This is a genomic window from Micromonospora sp. NPDC005203 (genome assembly GCF_042872705.1).
Taxonomy (GTDB): domain Bacteria; phylum Actinomycetota; class Actinomycetes; order Mycobacteriales; family Micromonosporaceae; genus Micromonospora.
Genome location: NZ_JBIAKV010000006.1, coordinates 258,786 through 274,917, shown reverse-complemented (window position 1 = coordinate 274,917; position 16,132 = coordinate 258,786). Strand labels below are relative to the sequence as shown.

Here is a 16,132-nt window from a genome sequence, read left to right as displayed (position 1 = left end):
CCCCGGTTCGCGACTGCGGGGCTCGCAACCCCGGCGCACTCCTCGCGCTCACGACGCCACCTCGGTTCGCGACTGCGGGGCTCGCAACCCCGGCGCACTCCTCGCGCTCACGACGCCACCCCGGTTCGCGACTGCGGGGCTCGCAACCCCGGCGCACTCCTCGCGCTCACGACCCACCGCGCTGTTCGGCCAACTCGGTGTCGACGTGACCCAACTCCGGGCGGGGGGCGAGCGGACCCAGGTGGAAGACCACCTCGGCCGGTTCGACGCCGGTGTTGCGGAGTCGGTGCCGCACGTTCACGGGGACGAACAGGGCCTCACCGGCGGCCAGCAACGTCGGCTGGTCGTCCAGGTCGACGGTGATCGCGCCGCGCACCACGTACAGGAACTCCTCGCTGTACGGGTGGTAGTGCTCGGCGATCCGCTCCCCCGGCGCGAGGGTGGCGACCCCGAGGAAGCCCGAGGTGCTGCCGACCGTGCGGGGGCCGAGCAACACGCGCAGCTCACCGCCGCGTCGCCGGTCGGCGGGTACGTCCCCGGCGGCGATCGGCCGGGTGCTCAGGTCACTCATCGTCGGCCTCCGTCGGCTCGGTGCTGGTCAGGGGGGCGTCCTGGTCGGCGCGCTGCCGGGCGATCCGCTCCACCCGATCCTTGATCACCGTGAGTTGGATGACGCTGTTGGTGTTGATCCGCTCGGTCATCGCGGCGTTGTCCAGCGGCGCGCTCGGCTTCATCGCGAAGTCCTGCGTCCAGGTCATCCGGGTGCCGCCGGCCTCCTCGGTGTAGCGCCAGTGGATCCGCATGTGCTCGAACGGCCCGGTCTCCACCCGGTACGCCCGGACCTGCCTGCTCACCGGGTCGGAGGTGCGCTCGCTGACCCAGCTCCAGGACACCCCGTTCTCGTCGGGGTACATGGTGAGCCGGAACCGCACGGTGTGGCCCTCGCGGTGCAGGATGTCCACCACGGCGTACTCGGTGAACAGTTCGGTCCAGTTCGCCACGTCGTTGGTGACCTCCCAGACCAGCGCCAGCGGCGCGTCGATGACCACGCTGTTCTCGGTATGCCCGGGTGGGTCGACGCGGCGGGCGACCAGGTCGGCCACCGCCGGGATGCTCAGCTCCCCGGCCTGCTCGGGGATGCTCACCTGCCACCGGTCGGCGACGACCGCGGAGAGTTCCAGCAGTGCGAGGGAGTCCATCCCCAGCTCCTCCAGCGACGCGGCAGGCGCCCGGGCCGCCGCGTCGGGGTCCAGCCCGCAGTGCGCCACCAGGATGTCGGTGATCTCGGCGGTCATCGGGCGACCATGGGTGACGGTCATCGGGTCCTCCTGAGGGTTGTGTCGGGTTCCGCGGCGGGCGCGGGGCGCGGAGCGGGGGTGGCCGTCGCCCGCCGCGCGGACGCCGCGTCGGGCGCGGCGAGCAGACGGTCGACCAGGCCGGTCGTGTAGCGGCCCTTGCGGAATGCGGCGTCGTCGAGCACGCGCCGGACGAACGGGATGGTGGTGTGGACGCCCGGCCCGGCGATGTCGAACTCGTCCAGGGCCCGTTCCAGCCGGTTGAGGGCCAGCTCCCGGTCCGGCGCCCAGACGATCACCTTGGCCAGGAGCGAGTCGTACCAGGGGCCGACGAGGTAGCCGGCGCTGGCGTGGGTGTCCACCCGGGTGAACGGGCCGCCGGGCGGGGTGAACCGGGTCAACCGGCCGGGGGTCGGTGCGAAGTCCCGGGCCGGGTCCTCGGTGTTGACACGGCACTCCACCGCGACGCCGTGCAGGCGGATGTCCTCCTGCCGCCAGCGCAGCGGTACCCCGGCGGCGATGTGCAGTTGCTCGTGCACCAGGTCGATCCCGGTGATCATCTCGGTGACCGGGTGCTCCACCTGGATCCGGCAGTTGATCTCCAGGAAGTGGAACTTCTCCTCCGCGTCGACCAGGAACTCCAGGGTCCCGGCACCGACGAAGCCGACAGCCAGCGCGCCCCGCAGGGCCGCCTCGGCGATGGTGTCGAGTACGGCGGCGGACAGCGCCGGCGCGGGCGCCTCCTCGACCAGCTTCTGGTGTCGGCGCTGCACCGAGCAGTCCCGGGTGCCCAGGTGCACCCCGTTGCCGTGGGAGTCGCAGAGCACCTGCACCTCGACGTGTCGCGCCTCGGTGAGGTAGCGCTCGACGTACACCCGGTCGTCGCCGAAGGCGGCCTGGGCGGCGGCCCGGGTGCGGGCGTACGCCCGGCGCAGCTCGCCCGATGTCCGTACGACGGTCATGCCGCGACCGCCGCCGCCGGCGGCGGCCTTCACGATCACCGGGTAGCCGACGGCCGCGGCGACCTCCGCCGCCGCGGCGGCGGTGGGCACCGGTGCGACGCTGCCCGGCGACAGTGGCAGGCCGGCACGGCTCAGCAGGGCCCGCGCCGAGGACTTGTCGGCCAGCGCGGCCATCACCGCCGGTGGTGGGCCGATGAAGGTCAACCCGTTGTCCACGCAGATCTCGGCGAAGTCGGCGTCCTCGGAAAGGAAGCCGTAACCGGGGTGCACGGCCTGCGCGCCCACCTGCCGGGCAGCCTCCACGATCGCGGCCGCGTTGAGGTAGCTGCGCCGACTCGACGCGGGCCCGATCCGGACCGCCTGGTCGGCGAGGCGGACCACCGCCGAGTCGGCGTCCGCCGCGGAGTAGACGACCGCGGTTCGCACACCCAGCTCCCTGCAGGCGCGCAGCACCCGCAGGGCGATCTCGCCCCGATTGGCGATCAGCACGGTCTCGAACATGGTCAACCACCCTGCGCCGTCATGCCGGGTCCAGCTCGACGAGCGGCTGGTCGTACTCCACCGGGTGGCCGTCCTCGACGAGGATCGCGACCACCCGACCGGCACGATCGGCGGTCACCTCGTTCATCAGCTTCATCGCCTCGACGATGGCGACCGGTTGGCCCGGACGGACCAGGTCGCCCACCGCGACGAACGGCCTCGCGCCGGGCTCCGACGCGCGGTAGAAGGTGCCGACGATGGGTGCCCGCACCGCGGCCCGGCCAGGCGTCGGTGGCGGGGCCGGCGCCGGGCCGGCGGGCCGCGCCACGTCGGCAGACCCGGGAGGTACGTCCGCACGGGCCGGCTCCTCCGGGTGCCACTCGACCTCCAGCACCGCCGGTCCGCTGCGCAGCCGGATCCGGCGCACCGGCCCGGCCAGTTCGGCGATCAGGTGTTGTGCCTGCCGGCGCAGGCCGGCGAGCGCCTCCTCGCCCTCCACCCCGGCGTCGTGGGGCACCTCGACTGTCGACACCGTCGTGTCCCCGGCGCTCACCGGGCACCCGCCCGAGCGTTGGCGCGTGCCATCCCGAACCGGCGGAAGCGCTGTCGACGCAGGCGGACCAGCATGGCGGGCGGCACGTCCAGTAGCGGCAGCAGGTTGCTCAGCAGGGCCGCGCGCAACCGGTGGGCGGTCTCCGCCGGGTCGCCGTGCGCGGCGGTGGTCGGCTCCGGCACGACCTCGTCGACCACCCCGAGTCGGCGCAGGTCGGGCGCGGTCAGCTTGAGCGCGCGGGCAGCCTGCGGCGCCGCCGAGCGGTCCGGCCACAGGATTGCCGCGCATCCCTCGGGGCTGATCACCGAGTAGACGGCGTGCTCCAGCATCAACACCCGGTCGGCGACCGCCAAGGCCAGTGCGCCGCCGCTGCCCCCCTCTCCGGTGATCACTGCCAGCACGGGGGTGGGCAGCACGGTGAGGGTGAGGATGTTCTCCGCGATGGCCGCCGCCTGGCCCTGCTCCTCGGCGCTCACCCCGGGGTCGGCGCCAGGGGTGTCCACCAGGGTGATCACGGGCAGGCCGAGCCGGGCGGCGAGGCGCATCAACCGCAGCGCCTTGCGGTGCCCGGCCGGGCTGGCCATGCCGAAGTTGCGGGCCACCAACTCGGCGGTGGTGTGCCCCTTCTGGTGGCCGATGACCATCACGTGCCGGTCGGCCAGCCGCGCCAGGCCGCCCACGACGGCCGGGCAGTCTCCGCCGAGTCGATCGCCGTGCAGTTCCAGGAACCCGTCGAAGACCGAGTCGAGGTAGTCCAGTGTGGTCGGTCGACCCGGGTGTCGCGCCAGTCGGACCGTGTCCCACGCGTCGCGTACCGCCGGGGTGTCACCTCCGCCCGCCGTTGCCGCGTCGGCGAGGCGCTCGCGGCGCGGCGCCGGCTCCTGCCGGGGTACGGGCGGACGGGCCGGGCGGGCGGCGCGGGTGGCGGCGAGCAGCGCCCCCAGCCGTGCGCGCAGTGACCGGCGCTGCACCACCATGTCGACCTGACCGTGGCGGAGCAGGACGTCGGCGCTCTGAAAGCCCGCCGGCAGCGCCCGGCCGGTGACCTGGCGGATCACCCGGGGACCGGCGAAACCCATCCGCGCGCCGCTCTCCGCGAGGACCAGATCGGTGTTGGTGGCGAACGACGCGGCCACCCCGCCGTAGGTCGGGTCGGTGAGGACGCTCACGGTGAGCAGTCCCGCCTCGCGCAGCGCGGCGATGGCCTGGCTGACCGTGGCCATCTGCATCAACGACAGCACGCCCTCCTGCATCCGCGCCCCGCCGGAAGCGGTGACCAGGATGAGTGGGACGCGGTCGTCCAGCGCCCGTTCGGCGGCCCGCGTGATCAGCTCCCCCACCGCGCAACCCAGGCTGCCGCCCAGGAAACGGAAATCCATCACCGCCAGCACGGCCGGGTGAGCGCCGATGGTGGCGGTGGCGCAGACGACCGCCTCGGCCAGTCCGGTGCTGGCGCGGGCGGCGCTGAGCCGGTGCGGGTAGGGCAGCACGTCGACGAAGTCGATCGGGTCCGTCTCGGGAAGCTGGTCGGGCAACAGCCGCAGCGACCCCGGGTCGACAAGCTGACGCAGGCGATCCGGGGCGCCGAGCCGGGCGTGCTCCCCACACTCCGGGCAGACATCCAGGTTGCGGCGCAACCGTTTGCGGTAGAGCAGGCTGGCGCAGCCGGGGCAGCGGGACCAGAGCTGCTCCTCCCGTGGCGCGGTGGCGGTCACGGCCGCCGCCCGGGGTCCGGGGCGTCAAACCGGTAGAAGCACCGCGCCATCGCGTCCCGCGGTGAGCGCCAGGTGGGCAGGTACGGCGACACGTACGGGCGCAGGCGGTCGCTGACCCGGATGAACTCCGGGTGACCCCGGGCGCCCTCCACCGCGTCCGCTGCCGGATGCTCGGTCTCGAGCAGGTGCACATAGAGATCGTGGAGCCGGTACAGCGAACGGTGCCGGACGCCGACCAGGCGCGGCAGCTCCGTCGCGTCCGACTCGGCGAAGATCTCGGCGACCCGCTCCGCGGCGGTCGGATCCACCTTCGCGACGATCAGTGATCGGTCCATACTGCTCCTCCCCCACGGCGTCCGGGCGGCGACGGGTGTGCCCGGACGCGCTGGACGACTGCGGACACGATGCGGCAGTCCTCGTCACGGCGGCGTCACCGTGGCGCATCGGTCAGCGACGTAGGACGGTGACGCTGCGTTGACGCATCCTGTGTACCAGCTATGCGTACGCTGCATCCCACGCGGGCGGACCGACGGACGTTTCCGCAGTTCAGAACCGATCTCAGGTTGACTGTCGGCCAATAGAACATTCACCGCGGCGTTGACTCACCGTTACCGCTATTGATAATCTTCACGGTGGTCAGCCCGGCCGCCCCGGCGGGCGGGGCCGCCCCCGGCAGCCGTGGGCCGCGCCCCCCACCGGTGGGGCCGACAGTGGCGTCACGGGCGAACCGATCCGGGACACAGCAGACAGTCGGGACGAGCGTTCCGCAGGGGGTGCCGCCGTGACCGCTGACCCGTCCGTGCCGACCGCCGGGGAGCCGCCCGGGGAGGGCGTCTCCCTTCACCTGCTCGGTGGTTTCCGCCTGTTGCGCGAGGCGGTGCCGGTCGTGGTGCCCCGCGGGCTGCAACGGGTGATCGCCCTGATCGGGCTGCGCCCGGGCGCCACCCGCAGCCAACTCGCGGGCCTGCTCTGGCCGGACGCGTCGGAGGAACGGGCCCTGTCCTCACTGCGTACCGCGCTGTGGCGGCTGCGGCAGGACCCGTGTTGCCCGATGACCGTGGCCAGCGACACGGTACGGCTCGGCCCGACGGTCCGGCTCGACGTCGACGACCTGGTCGGCACCGCGGCCCGCGTGCGGGACGGCGACGACCCGCGCATCGCGGCGGGAGCGCTCGCCGCCGGCCGGCACGATCTCCTGCCCGGCTGGTACGACGACTGGGTGCTGCTGGACCGGGAGAGACTGCGCCAACTGCGCCTGCACATGCTGGAACAGGTGGCCGGGCAGCACCTGACCGCGGGGCGGCACGGTGAGGCCCTCGAAGCCGCGTTGGAGGCGATGGCCGCCGAGCCGCTCCGGGAGACGCCGCACCGCCTGGTGGTCCGCATCCACCTCGCCGAGGGCAACGCCTTCGAGGCCGTGCACGCCTTCTACGTCTACCGGGACCTGCTGCGCAGGGAGTTGAGTCTGGAGCCGAGCCCCGCGATGAACGCCCTGCTCGACGACACGCTCGCCCCGATCCGCCAGGCCACCCGCGAAGCCGTCACCGACGGCCCGTCACCGGCGGGCCGGCGTACGTGACGGTGATGTGACAGACGCTGCGGCACGGTAGGCGCACAGAGCACGTGGCACCGGTCCGAGGATCGGGAAGCCACCGGCGGAAGGGGTCCCATGAGTCGTCTACTGATCGTCAGCCGGATCATCCCGGGCGCGGAGGGGCGGGTCGCACAGATCTTCGCCGAGTCCGACGCCACCGACCTGCCCGGTCTGACCGGCGTCACGCACCGATCCCTGTACTGCCTGCACGACCTGTGCGTACACCTGCTGGAGACCTCGGACGACATCGACCCGGACGCCCTCGCCGCGGCCCGCAACCACCCGCTCTTCCACCAGGTCAACGAGCGGCTCTCCGCGCACACGTCGCCGTACCTGCCGACCTGGCGCTCCCCCCGGGACGCGATCGCCGGCTGCTTCTACCGGTGGGATGCCCCCGACGCGCCCGCGGCACGTCCGACAGGCACCGACGTGCCCGCGGCACGTCCGACAGGCACCGACGTGCCCGCGGCACGTCCGACCAGCACCGACGCCGCGACACAGCCGGCGGGCTGACATGCCCACCCCTCCACCGCACGTCCTGATCATCGGCGCCGGCACGGGCGGTCTGTGCCTGGCGCACGGCCTGCGCCGTGCCGGGATCAGCGTCGCCGTCTACGAGCGGCACCGCGACCGCGCCGAAGGGCTGCTCGGCTACCGGGTCGGCATCGGCCCCACCGGCAGCCGGGCACTGCGGCAGTGCCTGTCCCCGGAGTTGTTCGCCATCTTCCTGGCCACCTGCGCGCGGCCGCCGCACTACTTCAACGTGGTCACCCAGGGGCTCCGCCAGACCGCGTCGTTCGCCCTACGACCGAACGCCGACCCGGTGCACACCGAACACTCGGTGGCCCGGATGGTGCTGCGGCAGGTGCTGCTGACCGGCCTGGACGACGTGGTGCACTTCGACAAGACCTTCACCCGCTACGAGCAACGCGACGACGGGACGGTCACCGCGTACTTCGCCGACGGCACCAGTGCCACCGGCAACCTGCTGGTCGGCGCGGACGGCACCCACTCGGCGGTACGCCGGCAGTACCTGCCGCACGCCGTCACCCGCGACGCCGGCACCATCAACATCGCCACCCGGATCCCGCTCACCGCGTACACCCGCGGCCTCGTCCCGGAGCGGGTCCGTCAGGGCATCTCGCTGATCTTCGGCAGCGGCGGGATGATGGGCGTCCTGCACGTCATGGAGTTCAAGTGGGACGCCCGGCGGGCCGTCAAACCCGGCGTCAGCGACGCCGACGCCGCGGTGCTGCGAAACTGGCCCGGCCTGGTCCACGACACCACCACCGACAACATCAACCTCATCATCTGGAGCACCGGCCGCCGATTCCCCGCCGACGTCCTGGAGCGTCGCGGTGAGAACCTGGTGAACGTCGCCCTGGGCCTCACCTCCAACTGGCACCCGAACCTGCGGGAGCTGCTGACCCGCGCGGATCCGGCAAGTGCCCTACCGATCAGGGTGTCCACGTCCGAACCGACGCCGCCCTGGAAGAGCAGCACCGTCACCATGCTCGGCGACGCCATCCACACCATGACCCCCGGCCGCGGGGTGGGCGCGAACACCGCGCTGCGGGACGCCCGCCTGCTCTGCGACCAGCTCGGGCACGCGATGACCGGCGACAAGACGTTGGTGCAGGCGGTCGCCGACTACGAGGCAGCGATGGTGCCGTACGGCGTCGCGCGGGTCGCCGAATCGCTGAACCGCAGCGGCACCAGCGGCGACGACCGGATGTACCGGCCGGTGGTGGGTCGACTCGCGCTGCTCGGCGCGCGCGGCTACTTCGGAGTGACGAGCCGGGTGCCGCGGCTGCGTCGCCGGTTCGTCGACGACTTCCACACCTACGAGGGCGACCAGGACTGAGCTGGACATCGACCCGGGTTCGGCGTCCCCCGCCGGGCCCGGGTCTCGTCGTGCCGGGCCTCGGGTGTTGTCCGGTGCGGTGCCGCTTGTTGGTCCGGCGCTGCTCGTCCGCCGCGACGCTGCTTGTTTCGGGGCGACGCTGCTTGTTCGGGGCGACGCTGCTTGTTCGGGGCGACGCTGCTTGTTCGGGGCGACGCTGCTTGTTCCGGGGCGACGCTGCGTCACTCGGCGGACACCGCATGACGTGGTCGCCACACCCGGGTCGCCTGCGGCCGATCCTCTCACTTGCCAGCAACACGCGTGTGCGAAGCTGCGGCGAGTTTTTCTCGTGCCTTTTCCAACGAGCTGAGAGGGAGGTTCGCCGTGGCGTGGTCTATCGGACACTCGCTGATAGTGGTGCTGGCACTGTTGCTGGGCCTGGCCGCCGGGTGGCTGCTGCGCGGCCGGCGGGGCGTGCAGGGCAATTCGATAGTGGACGGAGACCCCGTCGCCGGCCTGGCCGTGATCGAAACGCCGACGCCGGCGGCCACCACCGACGAGGCCCGGCCCGCAGCCGCCGTCGACCCGGCCCCCGTCGCGGTCGCCGACGAACCAGTGCCGGTGGACACGGTCAGCGCGCCGGCCGCCGTCACCGGACCGGACAGTGGACCCACGCCGGTGGAAGTGCCGGCGGAGGCCCCGAGCACCGTCGACCCGGCCGACATCGCGCTGACCGAGGCCCCGCCGCCCGTACCGTCCGACGCGGATGACCTTCCGTCGGAGCCGGTTGTGGAGTCGACCCCCGAGCCGGCCGCGGTCGACGAGCAGCCCGCCCCGGCGGCCGTGATCGCCCCCCGCCAGCCCGCGGACGACCTCCCGCTCGACACCACCCCCGCCGACGGGCCGACCACGGCCAACCCGGCCGACGGACCGGCCGCCGCCAGCCCGATCGACGAGCCGACCGCGACCAGGCCGGTCGACGATGTGGCGGCCGAGGCCGCGGTGCCGACGCCGGTGGACGCCGACGCGCCGCACGCCGAGCCGTCGGAGGCCGACGGCGTGCAAGCAGCACCGACGGACGTGGACGCCGAGCCGGTGGACGCCGAGCCGGAGTCGGTACCATCGGCGGTGGCCGCGCCCGCGGTCGTACCGACCGTGGCCGAGACCCCTCGGGCCGTCCCGACCGCTGCCAGCGGCACGGACTCCGGTCCGGCGGACGACTTCCGCCGGATCCAGGGGATCGGGCCGAAGATGGCGTCGGCGTTGCAGGACGCCGGTGTACGCACGTACGTCCAGCTCGGTGCGCTGGACGAGGCGGCGCTGCGTGACCTGATCCGGGCCGCCGGCCTGCGCGCCGCACCCGCGCTGGCCACCTGGCCGCAGCAGGCGCGCGTACTCGCCGGTGCCGGCGACGAGATGGCCGCCGTACTCCCGGGCGGCAACCCGTCCTGACGCGCGACATCGAGCCCCCGGTCCACCGTCCCAGGCGACGGTAGGCCGGGGGTTCGGCCGTCTAGGTCACTTCACCACGGGCCCCGCCGCCGGCGCGATCGACTCGGAATTCAGAGAACCGGGCCCATCCGAGCGGCCCGGACACCCTGGCTTTCAGGAAGCCGGGTCGATCACCCCCGGTTGGGGGAAGGGCCGGCGAATTCGCGGCCGTGCGGTCGACCGATCGATACCGTCCGTTCAGGTGGACCGGACGGGTCCGTCGAGCCGACCGGTTCCGCAGGAGTAGCCCGTGCACCACGCCGCGCCGGAGCCCGGGTCCCCGCGGTCCCGTCGTCCTCCGGTCCGTGATCCGGAGGCCCCGCGGCGGGTGACCCTCCTCGAACTCTTCTTCGACCTGGTGTACGTGGTCGCCCTGGCGCTCATCTCCCGGGGCATGGTCGACCAGCTCGACTGGCACCGGGCCGGACAGGCACTGATCCTGCTGGCCGCCGTGTGGTGGACGTGGGTGATCACCACCCTGGTCACCGACCTGTACAACCCGGAACGCACCGAGATCAAGCTGCTGATCAGCGCCGTGATGTTCGGCGCGCTGCTGATGACCACGGCGATCCCGGAGGCGTTCGGCGACCGTGGGCTCGCGTTCGCCGGCACCTACGTGGCGATCCACCTCGGGCGCGGGCTGTTCCTGATGCCGGCCGTCCGCCGCGAACCGCAGACCCAGCGCCGCGCGGCACGCATCTTCATCTGGTTCGCGGTGTCCGCGATCCCGTGGCTCATCGGCGCGTTCACCAGCGATGACGCCCGCCTGGCGTGCTGGGCACTCGCGCTCGCCATCGACTACGTCGGCTTCCGGCTCGCGTATCCGGTGCCGGGGCTCGGGGTGGTGCCCGAGCCCCAGCGCAACGTCACCGCGGAGCATCTCTCCGAGCGCTACCAGCAGTTCTTCATCATCGCGCTCGGCGACGCCATCCTGACCATCGGCACCATGTTCAGCACGGCGCACACCGAGGCGCAGAACATCGGGGTGTTCGCGGTGGCGTTCCTGACCACCCTGCTGCTCTGGCGGATCTACGTGCACAAGTCCGGTCAGCTGCTGCCGATGGCCATCAAGGGGTCCGGGTCGCCCAGCAAGTTCCTGTTCACCGCCCCGTACACACATCTGCTGATGGTGGCCGGGGTGGTGACCACGGCGACCGGGTTCGACCTCGTGCTGCACGAGCCGACCGGACGGACGCCGCCGGCCTGGGCCGCGGTGATCCTCGGCGGCCCGGCCCTCTTCCTGGCCGGCCGGGCCTCCTTCGAGTACGAGGTGTTCAGCCGGGTGTCCCTGTCCCGCCCCGGCGGTGTGCTGGCGCTGCTGAGCATCGCTCCCGCCGTGTTGTACCTGCCGCCGGTGTTCGCCTCTCTCGGTGCTCTGCTGGTGCTGATCGGTGTGGCCTACGCGGACTTCCGGCGTAGCTACGGCAAGCCCCCCGAGGCCCCCTCGCCGCCGCACTGAACCGGCCGGCCCGCCCGGCTCAGACCCCGGCGAGCAGCCGTCCGGCGTCCGGCACGTACGGTTCGACACCCAGCCTGGTGAGCAGCTGGTGCACGGTGGCGGTGGCCGCGGTGAGCACCGGACGGCCGAGTCGGGCCTCCACCCGCGGCACCGCCGCCAACGACGGAAGCTGCACGCAGGCGGACAGGACCACCGCGTCCACGTCGGTCACGTCCAGCCGCTGCGCCAGCCCGACCAGGTGAGCGGTGGGGACGCGCCCCACCGCGACATTGTCCGGCTCGCTCAGGCTCACCGCCTGGGTCACCTGCACGCCGTGCGAGGCCAGGTAGGCAACGACGGTCGCGGTCAACGGCGGCAGGTACGGCGCGATCAGGGCCACCCGACGGGCGCCCAGCGCGTGCAGCCCGGCGACCAGCGCCCCCGCGCTGCTCACCACCGGCATGTCGTGCCCGGCGCGACCGGCCGCCCGGCCCAGCCGCCGCTCGGCCCGTTCGTGCGCGCCGGGACCCTCGCACATCACCGCCACCAGGCAGGCGTACGCGAGGACGTCGCAGCGGGCGTCGGCCAGCTCGGCGGCGCAGCGGAGAGCGGAGCGGTTCATTCGGGCCAACTCGTCGGGGGTCACCTGACGCAGGCGTACCCGGCTGGCGTGCGTGGTGAATCGGACCGTCGGGTCGACGGTCTCGCGGCGGCGCAGCATGGTCGGGATCTCGGTCTCCATGGTGGTGTTCGAACTGGGCACCACCAGGCCGACGCGGTAACCGCTCACACCAGCGCCCCGGCGTACGCGCGGACCTGCAGTCGCCGCGCGGCGGTGCCACCCAGGCGCACCTGTAGCCCGAGCGGCGCGGCGGCGCGGCGGACGTCATCCAGGTGCAGCGATCCGTGCCGGTCCACGGTCAGCACCGGCGGCTCCTCGAGTTCGCCGTCGGACGCGTGGAAGGAGAGCAGGGTGACGGAGGTGGTGAGGTAGCCCGGGTACGCGGCGCGGGCCGCCGACTCGTCCCGGTGGGCGAGCACCACCAGGTCGTCGAGGTGGGCGAAGTCGGCGGCGAGAGCCGCGGCCTTCCAGTGCGCCGGTTCCTCGGCCGCGCCGGTGAGGTGCCGGGAGCGGTTCGCCGAGGTGATGTAGAGGTGGTCCGATCCGGTCTCGGCGAGCGCCCGCTCGAAGAAGACGTTGGACGGGCAGGTCAGGCCCGGCGCGATCACCTGGGTGGTGCGCAGCCCCTGGTCGACCTGGGTGAGGTGCTCGGGCAGCCGCTCCGCCGCCGGCCCCCGGAAGCCGAACGGCCCGGCGCCGTACAGGCTGTCCATCAGTGCCCGCACCCGGCCGACCGGCAGCCGCGGTGAGATCCGCGTCCAGTCGAACATCCCGGGGATCCGGCCGATCGCGGTGGTGATGCTGCCGACCTGCTCGGCTGGTCGGCCCTTGGCCAGGTTGACCCGGCGGACGGTGGCCGCGTCGGGACGCGTGACGATGACGTAGAAGTTGGCGAACGCCGCCGCGACGACCGCGCCGCGAGCCAGCGCGCGGGCCGCGACCGCCACGTCCTCGGGACGGTCGATGTACAGGGGTGGTGTCGGGGCGTCCATGAGTCCTCCTCGGCGGGGCCGTGAGGCAGTTCTACGTCCGCCGCGCGGCACGGGGGCCGGGTCGGTCGCCGATCCGATAGCCGACTCGCGTTACCCCGTGCGAGCGGCCGATCCCGGGCGGTACGCAACGGCGGACGGCCTCGGCCGGATGGGGGATCCGGCGTGGCCCCGCCTTCGTGTCAGTTAGCCGCACGACCCAATTGGGTACAACGACTGCACCTCAGATCCACCACATTTCCTTCAGGAGGCAGCGATGCGCGGCACCTCGATACTCGGAGTCATCGTCGTGATCTGGCTGGTGATCGGCGCGGTCGCCGCCGGCCAGCGTGGCTACTACAGCGGCGACGACACCAACTGCGCCGAAGCCGGCACCATCCTGGTCACCATCGTGGCCGGGCCGTTGAACTACATCGGCGCCAACCCCAAGGTCGACTGCAAGCTGCCCGAGCCCTCCAAGTAGGACAGCCGGACACCGGCCCGCGCCCCTCGACCCCCGGGGCGCGGGCCGGTGTCCGTACGGGTGCGGCTCGGCCGTTCCGAGACACTACGCCCCGGCCCGCCGCTCGCGCCCCCAGGCGGCCAGCGGCTCGAGCGCCTCGTTGAGTCGCGTGCCGTCGACGGTCAGCGAGTACTCGACGCGGGGCGGCACCTCGTCGTAGGAGACACGGTGCACGACGCCGTCGCGTTCCATCTCCCGTAGGTGCGAGGCCAGCACCTTCTCGGTGATCCCCGGAAGGAGTCGACGCAGCTCGCCGAAGCGGCGGTACGGGTGCTCGTGCAGCGCCCAGAGGATCAGCACCTTCCACTTGCCGCCGATCACCTCCATCGCGGCGTCGATCCCACAGACGTGTCCCTCTGCTGCGCCCGGCCGGTTCAGCGTCGTCATGCCCACCCTTCCGACGTCCTCGCTCACCCGGGGGTAAGCACCCACTCCGAAGTGCGTACTTGATCACCGGAGTGCTTCCGACCAGCCTAATCGGCATGACACCGAACGCTGTGCAGAAGACCTCCGTCACGATACTGGGGCTCGGCGCGATGGGCTCCGCGCTGGCCCGCGCCTGGCTCGCCGCCGGTCGCCGGCCCACCGTCTGGAACCGCACCCCGACCCGTGCCGCGGTCCTCGGCGCCGAGGGCGCACGGGTCGCGGCCAGCGCCGCCGAGGCGGTCGCGGCGAACACCCTCGTCGTCGTCTGCCTGTTGGACGACACCTCGGTCGACGAGGCGATGGCCGGCGTCGATCTGGCCGGCCGGGACCTGGTCAACCTGACCACCAGCACCCCCGCCCAGGCCCGTGCCCGCGCCGCGTGGGCCCACGAACGGGGTGCCCGCTACCTCGACGGCGGGATCATGGCTGTCCCCCCGATGATCGGCGTGCCGGAGGCTGGCGGCTACGTCTTCTACAGCGGCTCGCGGGAGCTGTTCGAGCGGCACCGGGAGACGCTCGGCGTCCCGGTCGGCACCACCTTCGTGGGCGAGGACCCGGGTTTCGCGGCCCTGTACGACGTGGCTCTGCTCAGCGCCATGTACGGGATGTTCGCCGGGGTCACCCACGCCTACGCCCTGATCCGCGGGGAGGACATCGATCCCGCGGCGTTCGCGCCACTGCTCGCCGACTGGCTCGTCGCCATGGCCCCGGCCGTGCACCAGACCGCCGACCGGCTGCGCAGCGGCGACTACACCACGGATGTCGTCTCCACTCTCGCCATGCAGGTGGCCGGCACACCGACCTTCCTGCGGACCGCCGAGCAGCAGGGTGTCAGCGCGGAGCTGCTCAGCCCCTTCTTCGCGCTGATGGGCCGCCGCTTGGCCGAGGGCGCTGGCGAGGAGGATCTGGCCGGCGTGGTCGACCTGCTGACGCGCCACACACCCCGTACGGCGTCCTAGGAGGCTGGCCTACGGGCGTCGTCGGTGTTTGTCGAGGTCGAGGCCGGGAACCGACCCGCGTCAGTCGGCGGACGAAGAGCGGGGGCGTGGCATGCAGATCGGCTACAAGCTGGCCGCGGAGGGATACGGCCCCCAGGAGATCATCCGACAGGCCGTCCTGGCCGAACAGGCTGGTTTCGACTTCGTCGAGATGAGCGACCACTTCCACCCCTGGCTGGACGCGCAGGGCCACTCGTCGTTCACCTGGAGCGTGCTCGGCGCCATCGCCGCCAAGACCAGCACCCTGCGTCTGGCCACCGGCGTCACCTGCCCGACCGTCCGCTACCACCCGGCGATCATCGCGCAGGCCGCGGCGACCATGGCGCTGATCTCCGACGGACGGTTCACCCTCGGGGTGGGGGCCGGCGAACGACTCAACGAGCACGTGGTCGGGCAGGGCTTCCCTTGCGTCCGGGGCCGGCACGAGCGGCTCCGCGAGGCGCTGGAGATCATCCGGCTGCTCTGGCAGGGCGGCTACCAGTCCTATGAGGGCCGGCACCTGCACCTGGAGGACGCCCGGATCTTCGACCTGCCGGACACCCCGCCGGTGATCGCGGTGGCGGCCAGCGGCGAGGCGTCGGCCCGGCTCGCCGCCGAGTTGGGCGACGGGTTGTTCGCCACCGAGCCGGACGCCTCGATCGTCGAGCACTACCGCCGGGCCCGCGGCTCCGGCCCGCGCTACGCCGAGGTTCCGCTGGCCTGGGCCAGTGATGAGGACCAGGCGGTGCAGGCGGTGTTGCAGACCAGCAGATGGATGGTCACCGGCTGGAAGGTGATGAGCGAACTGCCGAACCCGGTCAACTTCGACGCGGCCAGCGCGCACGTGGAGGAGAAGCACATCCGCCAACTCTTCGCCATCGGCCCCGACCCGGAACCGCACGTGGCCAAGGTCCGGTCGTACGTCGAGGCCGGCTTCGACCACGTCGTCCTGCAGAACGCCGGCCCCGACCCGGACGGTTTCCTCGACTTCTTCGCCGGCACCCTCGCCGACCGGCTGCGCGCCATGTCCTGACGCCGCCGGCAGGGCCACCGCCCGCACGGTCACAGCGGTACGGCGGGACAGCGGACGGGGGCCCGGGGGGGAGGCACGCAGGGGGGGGGGGCGGGGGGGGGGGGGGGGGGGGGGGGGGGGGGGGGGGGGGCGGCGGCGGGGGGGGGGGGGGGGGGGGGGCGGGCGCGCGGGGGGGGGCCGGGCCCCCCCCCGCCCCGCGGCGGCGAGGCGGC

The 16,132-nt window shown here is 72.9% G+C and carries 16 protein-coding genes and 1 pseudogene; 8 read left to right on the top strand and 9 right to left on the bottom strand.

What is annotated here, in order from left to right; all coding sequences use genetic code 11:
• Positions 1–166: 166 nt before the first annotated feature.
• Genes ACFYPM_RS16745 through ACFYPM_RS16720 form a run of 6 tightly spaced genes read right to left on the bottom strand, consistent with a single transcriptional unit; the run spans position 167 to position 5,340 of the window.
• Complete coding sequence (locus ACFYPM_RS16745; RefSeq protein ID WP_357555296.1) at positions 167–571, bottom strand: cupin domain-containing protein; 405 nt, start codon at positions 569–571, stop codon at positions 167–169.
• A complete protein-coding gene (locus ACFYPM_RS16740) occupies positions 564–1,319 on the bottom strand; it encodes an SRPBCC family protein (protein WP_387197094.1) in 756 nt (251 codons plus the stop codon). The genes ACFYPM_RS16745 and ACFYPM_RS16740 overlap by 8 nt, the downstream gene beginning before the upstream one ends.
• On the bottom strand, positions 1,316–2,758 hold the full coding sequence (locus ACFYPM_RS16735; RefSeq protein WP_387197091.1) for an acetyl/propionyl/methylcrotonyl-CoA carboxylase subunit alpha: 1,443 nt from the start codon (positions 2,756–2,758) through the stop codon (positions 1,316–1,318). The genes ACFYPM_RS16740 and ACFYPM_RS16735 overlap by 4 nt, the downstream gene beginning before the upstream one ends.
• A 19-nt stretch (positions 2,759–2,777) precedes the next feature.
• On the bottom strand, positions 2,778–3,290 hold the full coding sequence (gene accB / locus ACFYPM_RS16730) for an acetyl-CoA carboxylase biotin carboxyl carrier protein (protein ID WP_387197089.1): 513 nt from the start codon (positions 3,288–3,290) through the stop codon (positions 2,778–2,780).
• Entirely contained in the window at positions 3,287–5,005 is a 1,719-nt protein-coding gene (locus ACFYPM_RS16725; protein WP_387197086.1) for an acetyl-CoA carboxylase carboxyltransferase subunit alpha, read from the bottom strand. The genes accB and ACFYPM_RS16725 overlap by 4 nt, the downstream gene beginning before the upstream one ends.
• Entirely contained in the window at positions 5,002–5,340 is a 339-nt protein-coding gene (locus ACFYPM_RS16720) for a TcmI family type II polyketide cyclase (RefSeq protein ID WP_387197084.1), read from the bottom strand. Before ACFYPM_RS16720 ends, ACFYPM_RS16725 begins: the two co-directional genes overlap by 4 nt.
• Before the next feature lie 446 nt (positions 5,341–5,786).
• Here ACFYPM_RS16720 and ACFYPM_RS16715 point away from each other — a divergent pair, with 446 nt between their 5' ends.
• The 5 genes and pseudogenes from ACFYPM_RS16715 (at position 5,787) to ACFYPM_RS16695 (ending at position 11,392) form a co-directional block, all read left to right on the top strand.
• Positions 5,787–6,584, top strand: a complete 798-nt coding sequence (locus ACFYPM_RS16715) for a BTAD domain-containing putative transcriptional regulator (RefSeq protein WP_387197081.1) — start codon at positions 5,787–5,789, stop codon at positions 6,582–6,584.
• Positions 6,585–6,674: 90 nt separating this feature from the next.
• A pseudogene (locus ACFYPM_RS16710) lies at positions 6,675–7,022 on the top strand (TcmI family type II polyketide cyclase); the annotation flags it as partial.
• Positions 7,023–7,113: 91 nt separating this feature from the next.
• Complete coding sequence (locus ACFYPM_RS16705) at positions 7,114–8,463, top strand: FAD-dependent oxidoreductase (RefSeq protein ID WP_387197078.1); 1,350 nt, start codon at positions 7,114–7,116, stop codon at positions 8,461–8,463.
• Positions 8,464–8,826: 363 nt separating this feature from the next.
• Entirely contained in the window at positions 8,827–9,894 is a 1,068-nt protein-coding gene (locus tag ACFYPM_RS16700) for a hypothetical protein (protein WP_387197075.1), read from the top strand.
• 367 nt (positions 9,895–10,261) lie between these two features.
• Positions 10,262–11,392, top strand: a complete 1,131-nt coding sequence (locus ACFYPM_RS16695; RefSeq protein ID WP_387197072.1) for a low temperature requirement protein A — start codon at positions 10,262–10,264, stop codon at positions 11,390–11,392.
• 19 nt (positions 11,393–11,411) lie between these two features.
• Here ACFYPM_RS16695 and ACFYPM_RS16690 read toward each other — a convergent pair whose 3' ends face one another.
• On the bottom strand, positions 11,412–12,161 hold the full coding sequence (locus tag ACFYPM_RS16690) for an Asp/Glu racemase (protein ID WP_387197069.1): 750 nt from the start codon (positions 12,159–12,161) through the stop codon (positions 11,412–11,414).
• A complete protein-coding gene (locus ACFYPM_RS16685) occupies positions 12,158–12,985 on the bottom strand; it encodes a hypothetical protein (protein ID WP_357248831.1) in 828 nt (275 codons plus the stop codon). Before ACFYPM_RS16685 ends, ACFYPM_RS16690 begins: the two co-directional genes overlap by 4 nt.
• Before the next feature lie 253 nt (positions 12,986–13,238).
• Here ACFYPM_RS16685 and ACFYPM_RS16680 point away from each other — a divergent pair, with 253 nt between their 5' ends.
• Complete coding sequence (locus ACFYPM_RS16680) at positions 13,239–13,445, top strand: hypothetical protein (RefSeq protein WP_306271566.1); 207 nt, start codon at positions 13,239–13,241, stop codon at positions 13,443–13,445.
• Positions 13,446–13,529: 84 nt separating this feature from the next.
• Here ACFYPM_RS16680 and ACFYPM_RS16675 read toward each other — a convergent pair whose 3' ends face one another.
• The gene (locus ACFYPM_RS16675; protein ID WP_387197066.1) at positions 13,530–13,871 is read right to left on the bottom strand and encodes a winged helix-turn-helix transcriptional regulator; all 342 of its coding nucleotides are present in this window, start codon (positions 13,869–13,871) and stop codon (positions 13,530–13,532) included.
• A gap of 95 nt (positions 13,872–13,966) precedes the next feature.
• Here ACFYPM_RS16675 and ACFYPM_RS16670 point away from each other — a divergent pair, with 95 nt between their 5' ends.
• The gene (locus ACFYPM_RS16670; protein ID WP_387197063.1) at positions 13,967–14,869 is read left to right on the top strand and encodes an NAD(P)-dependent oxidoreductase; all 903 of its coding nucleotides are present in this window, start codon (positions 13,967–13,969) and stop codon (positions 14,867–14,869) included.
• 91 nt (positions 14,870–14,960) lie between these two features.
• Positions 14,961–15,920 (top strand): TIGR03557 family F420-dependent LLM class oxidoreductase, encoded by a 960-nt coding sequence (locus ACFYPM_RS16665; protein ID WP_387197060.1) that lies wholly within the window; start codon positions 14,961–14,963, stop codon positions 15,918–15,920.
• Positions 15,921–16,132 lie beyond the last annotated feature (212 nt).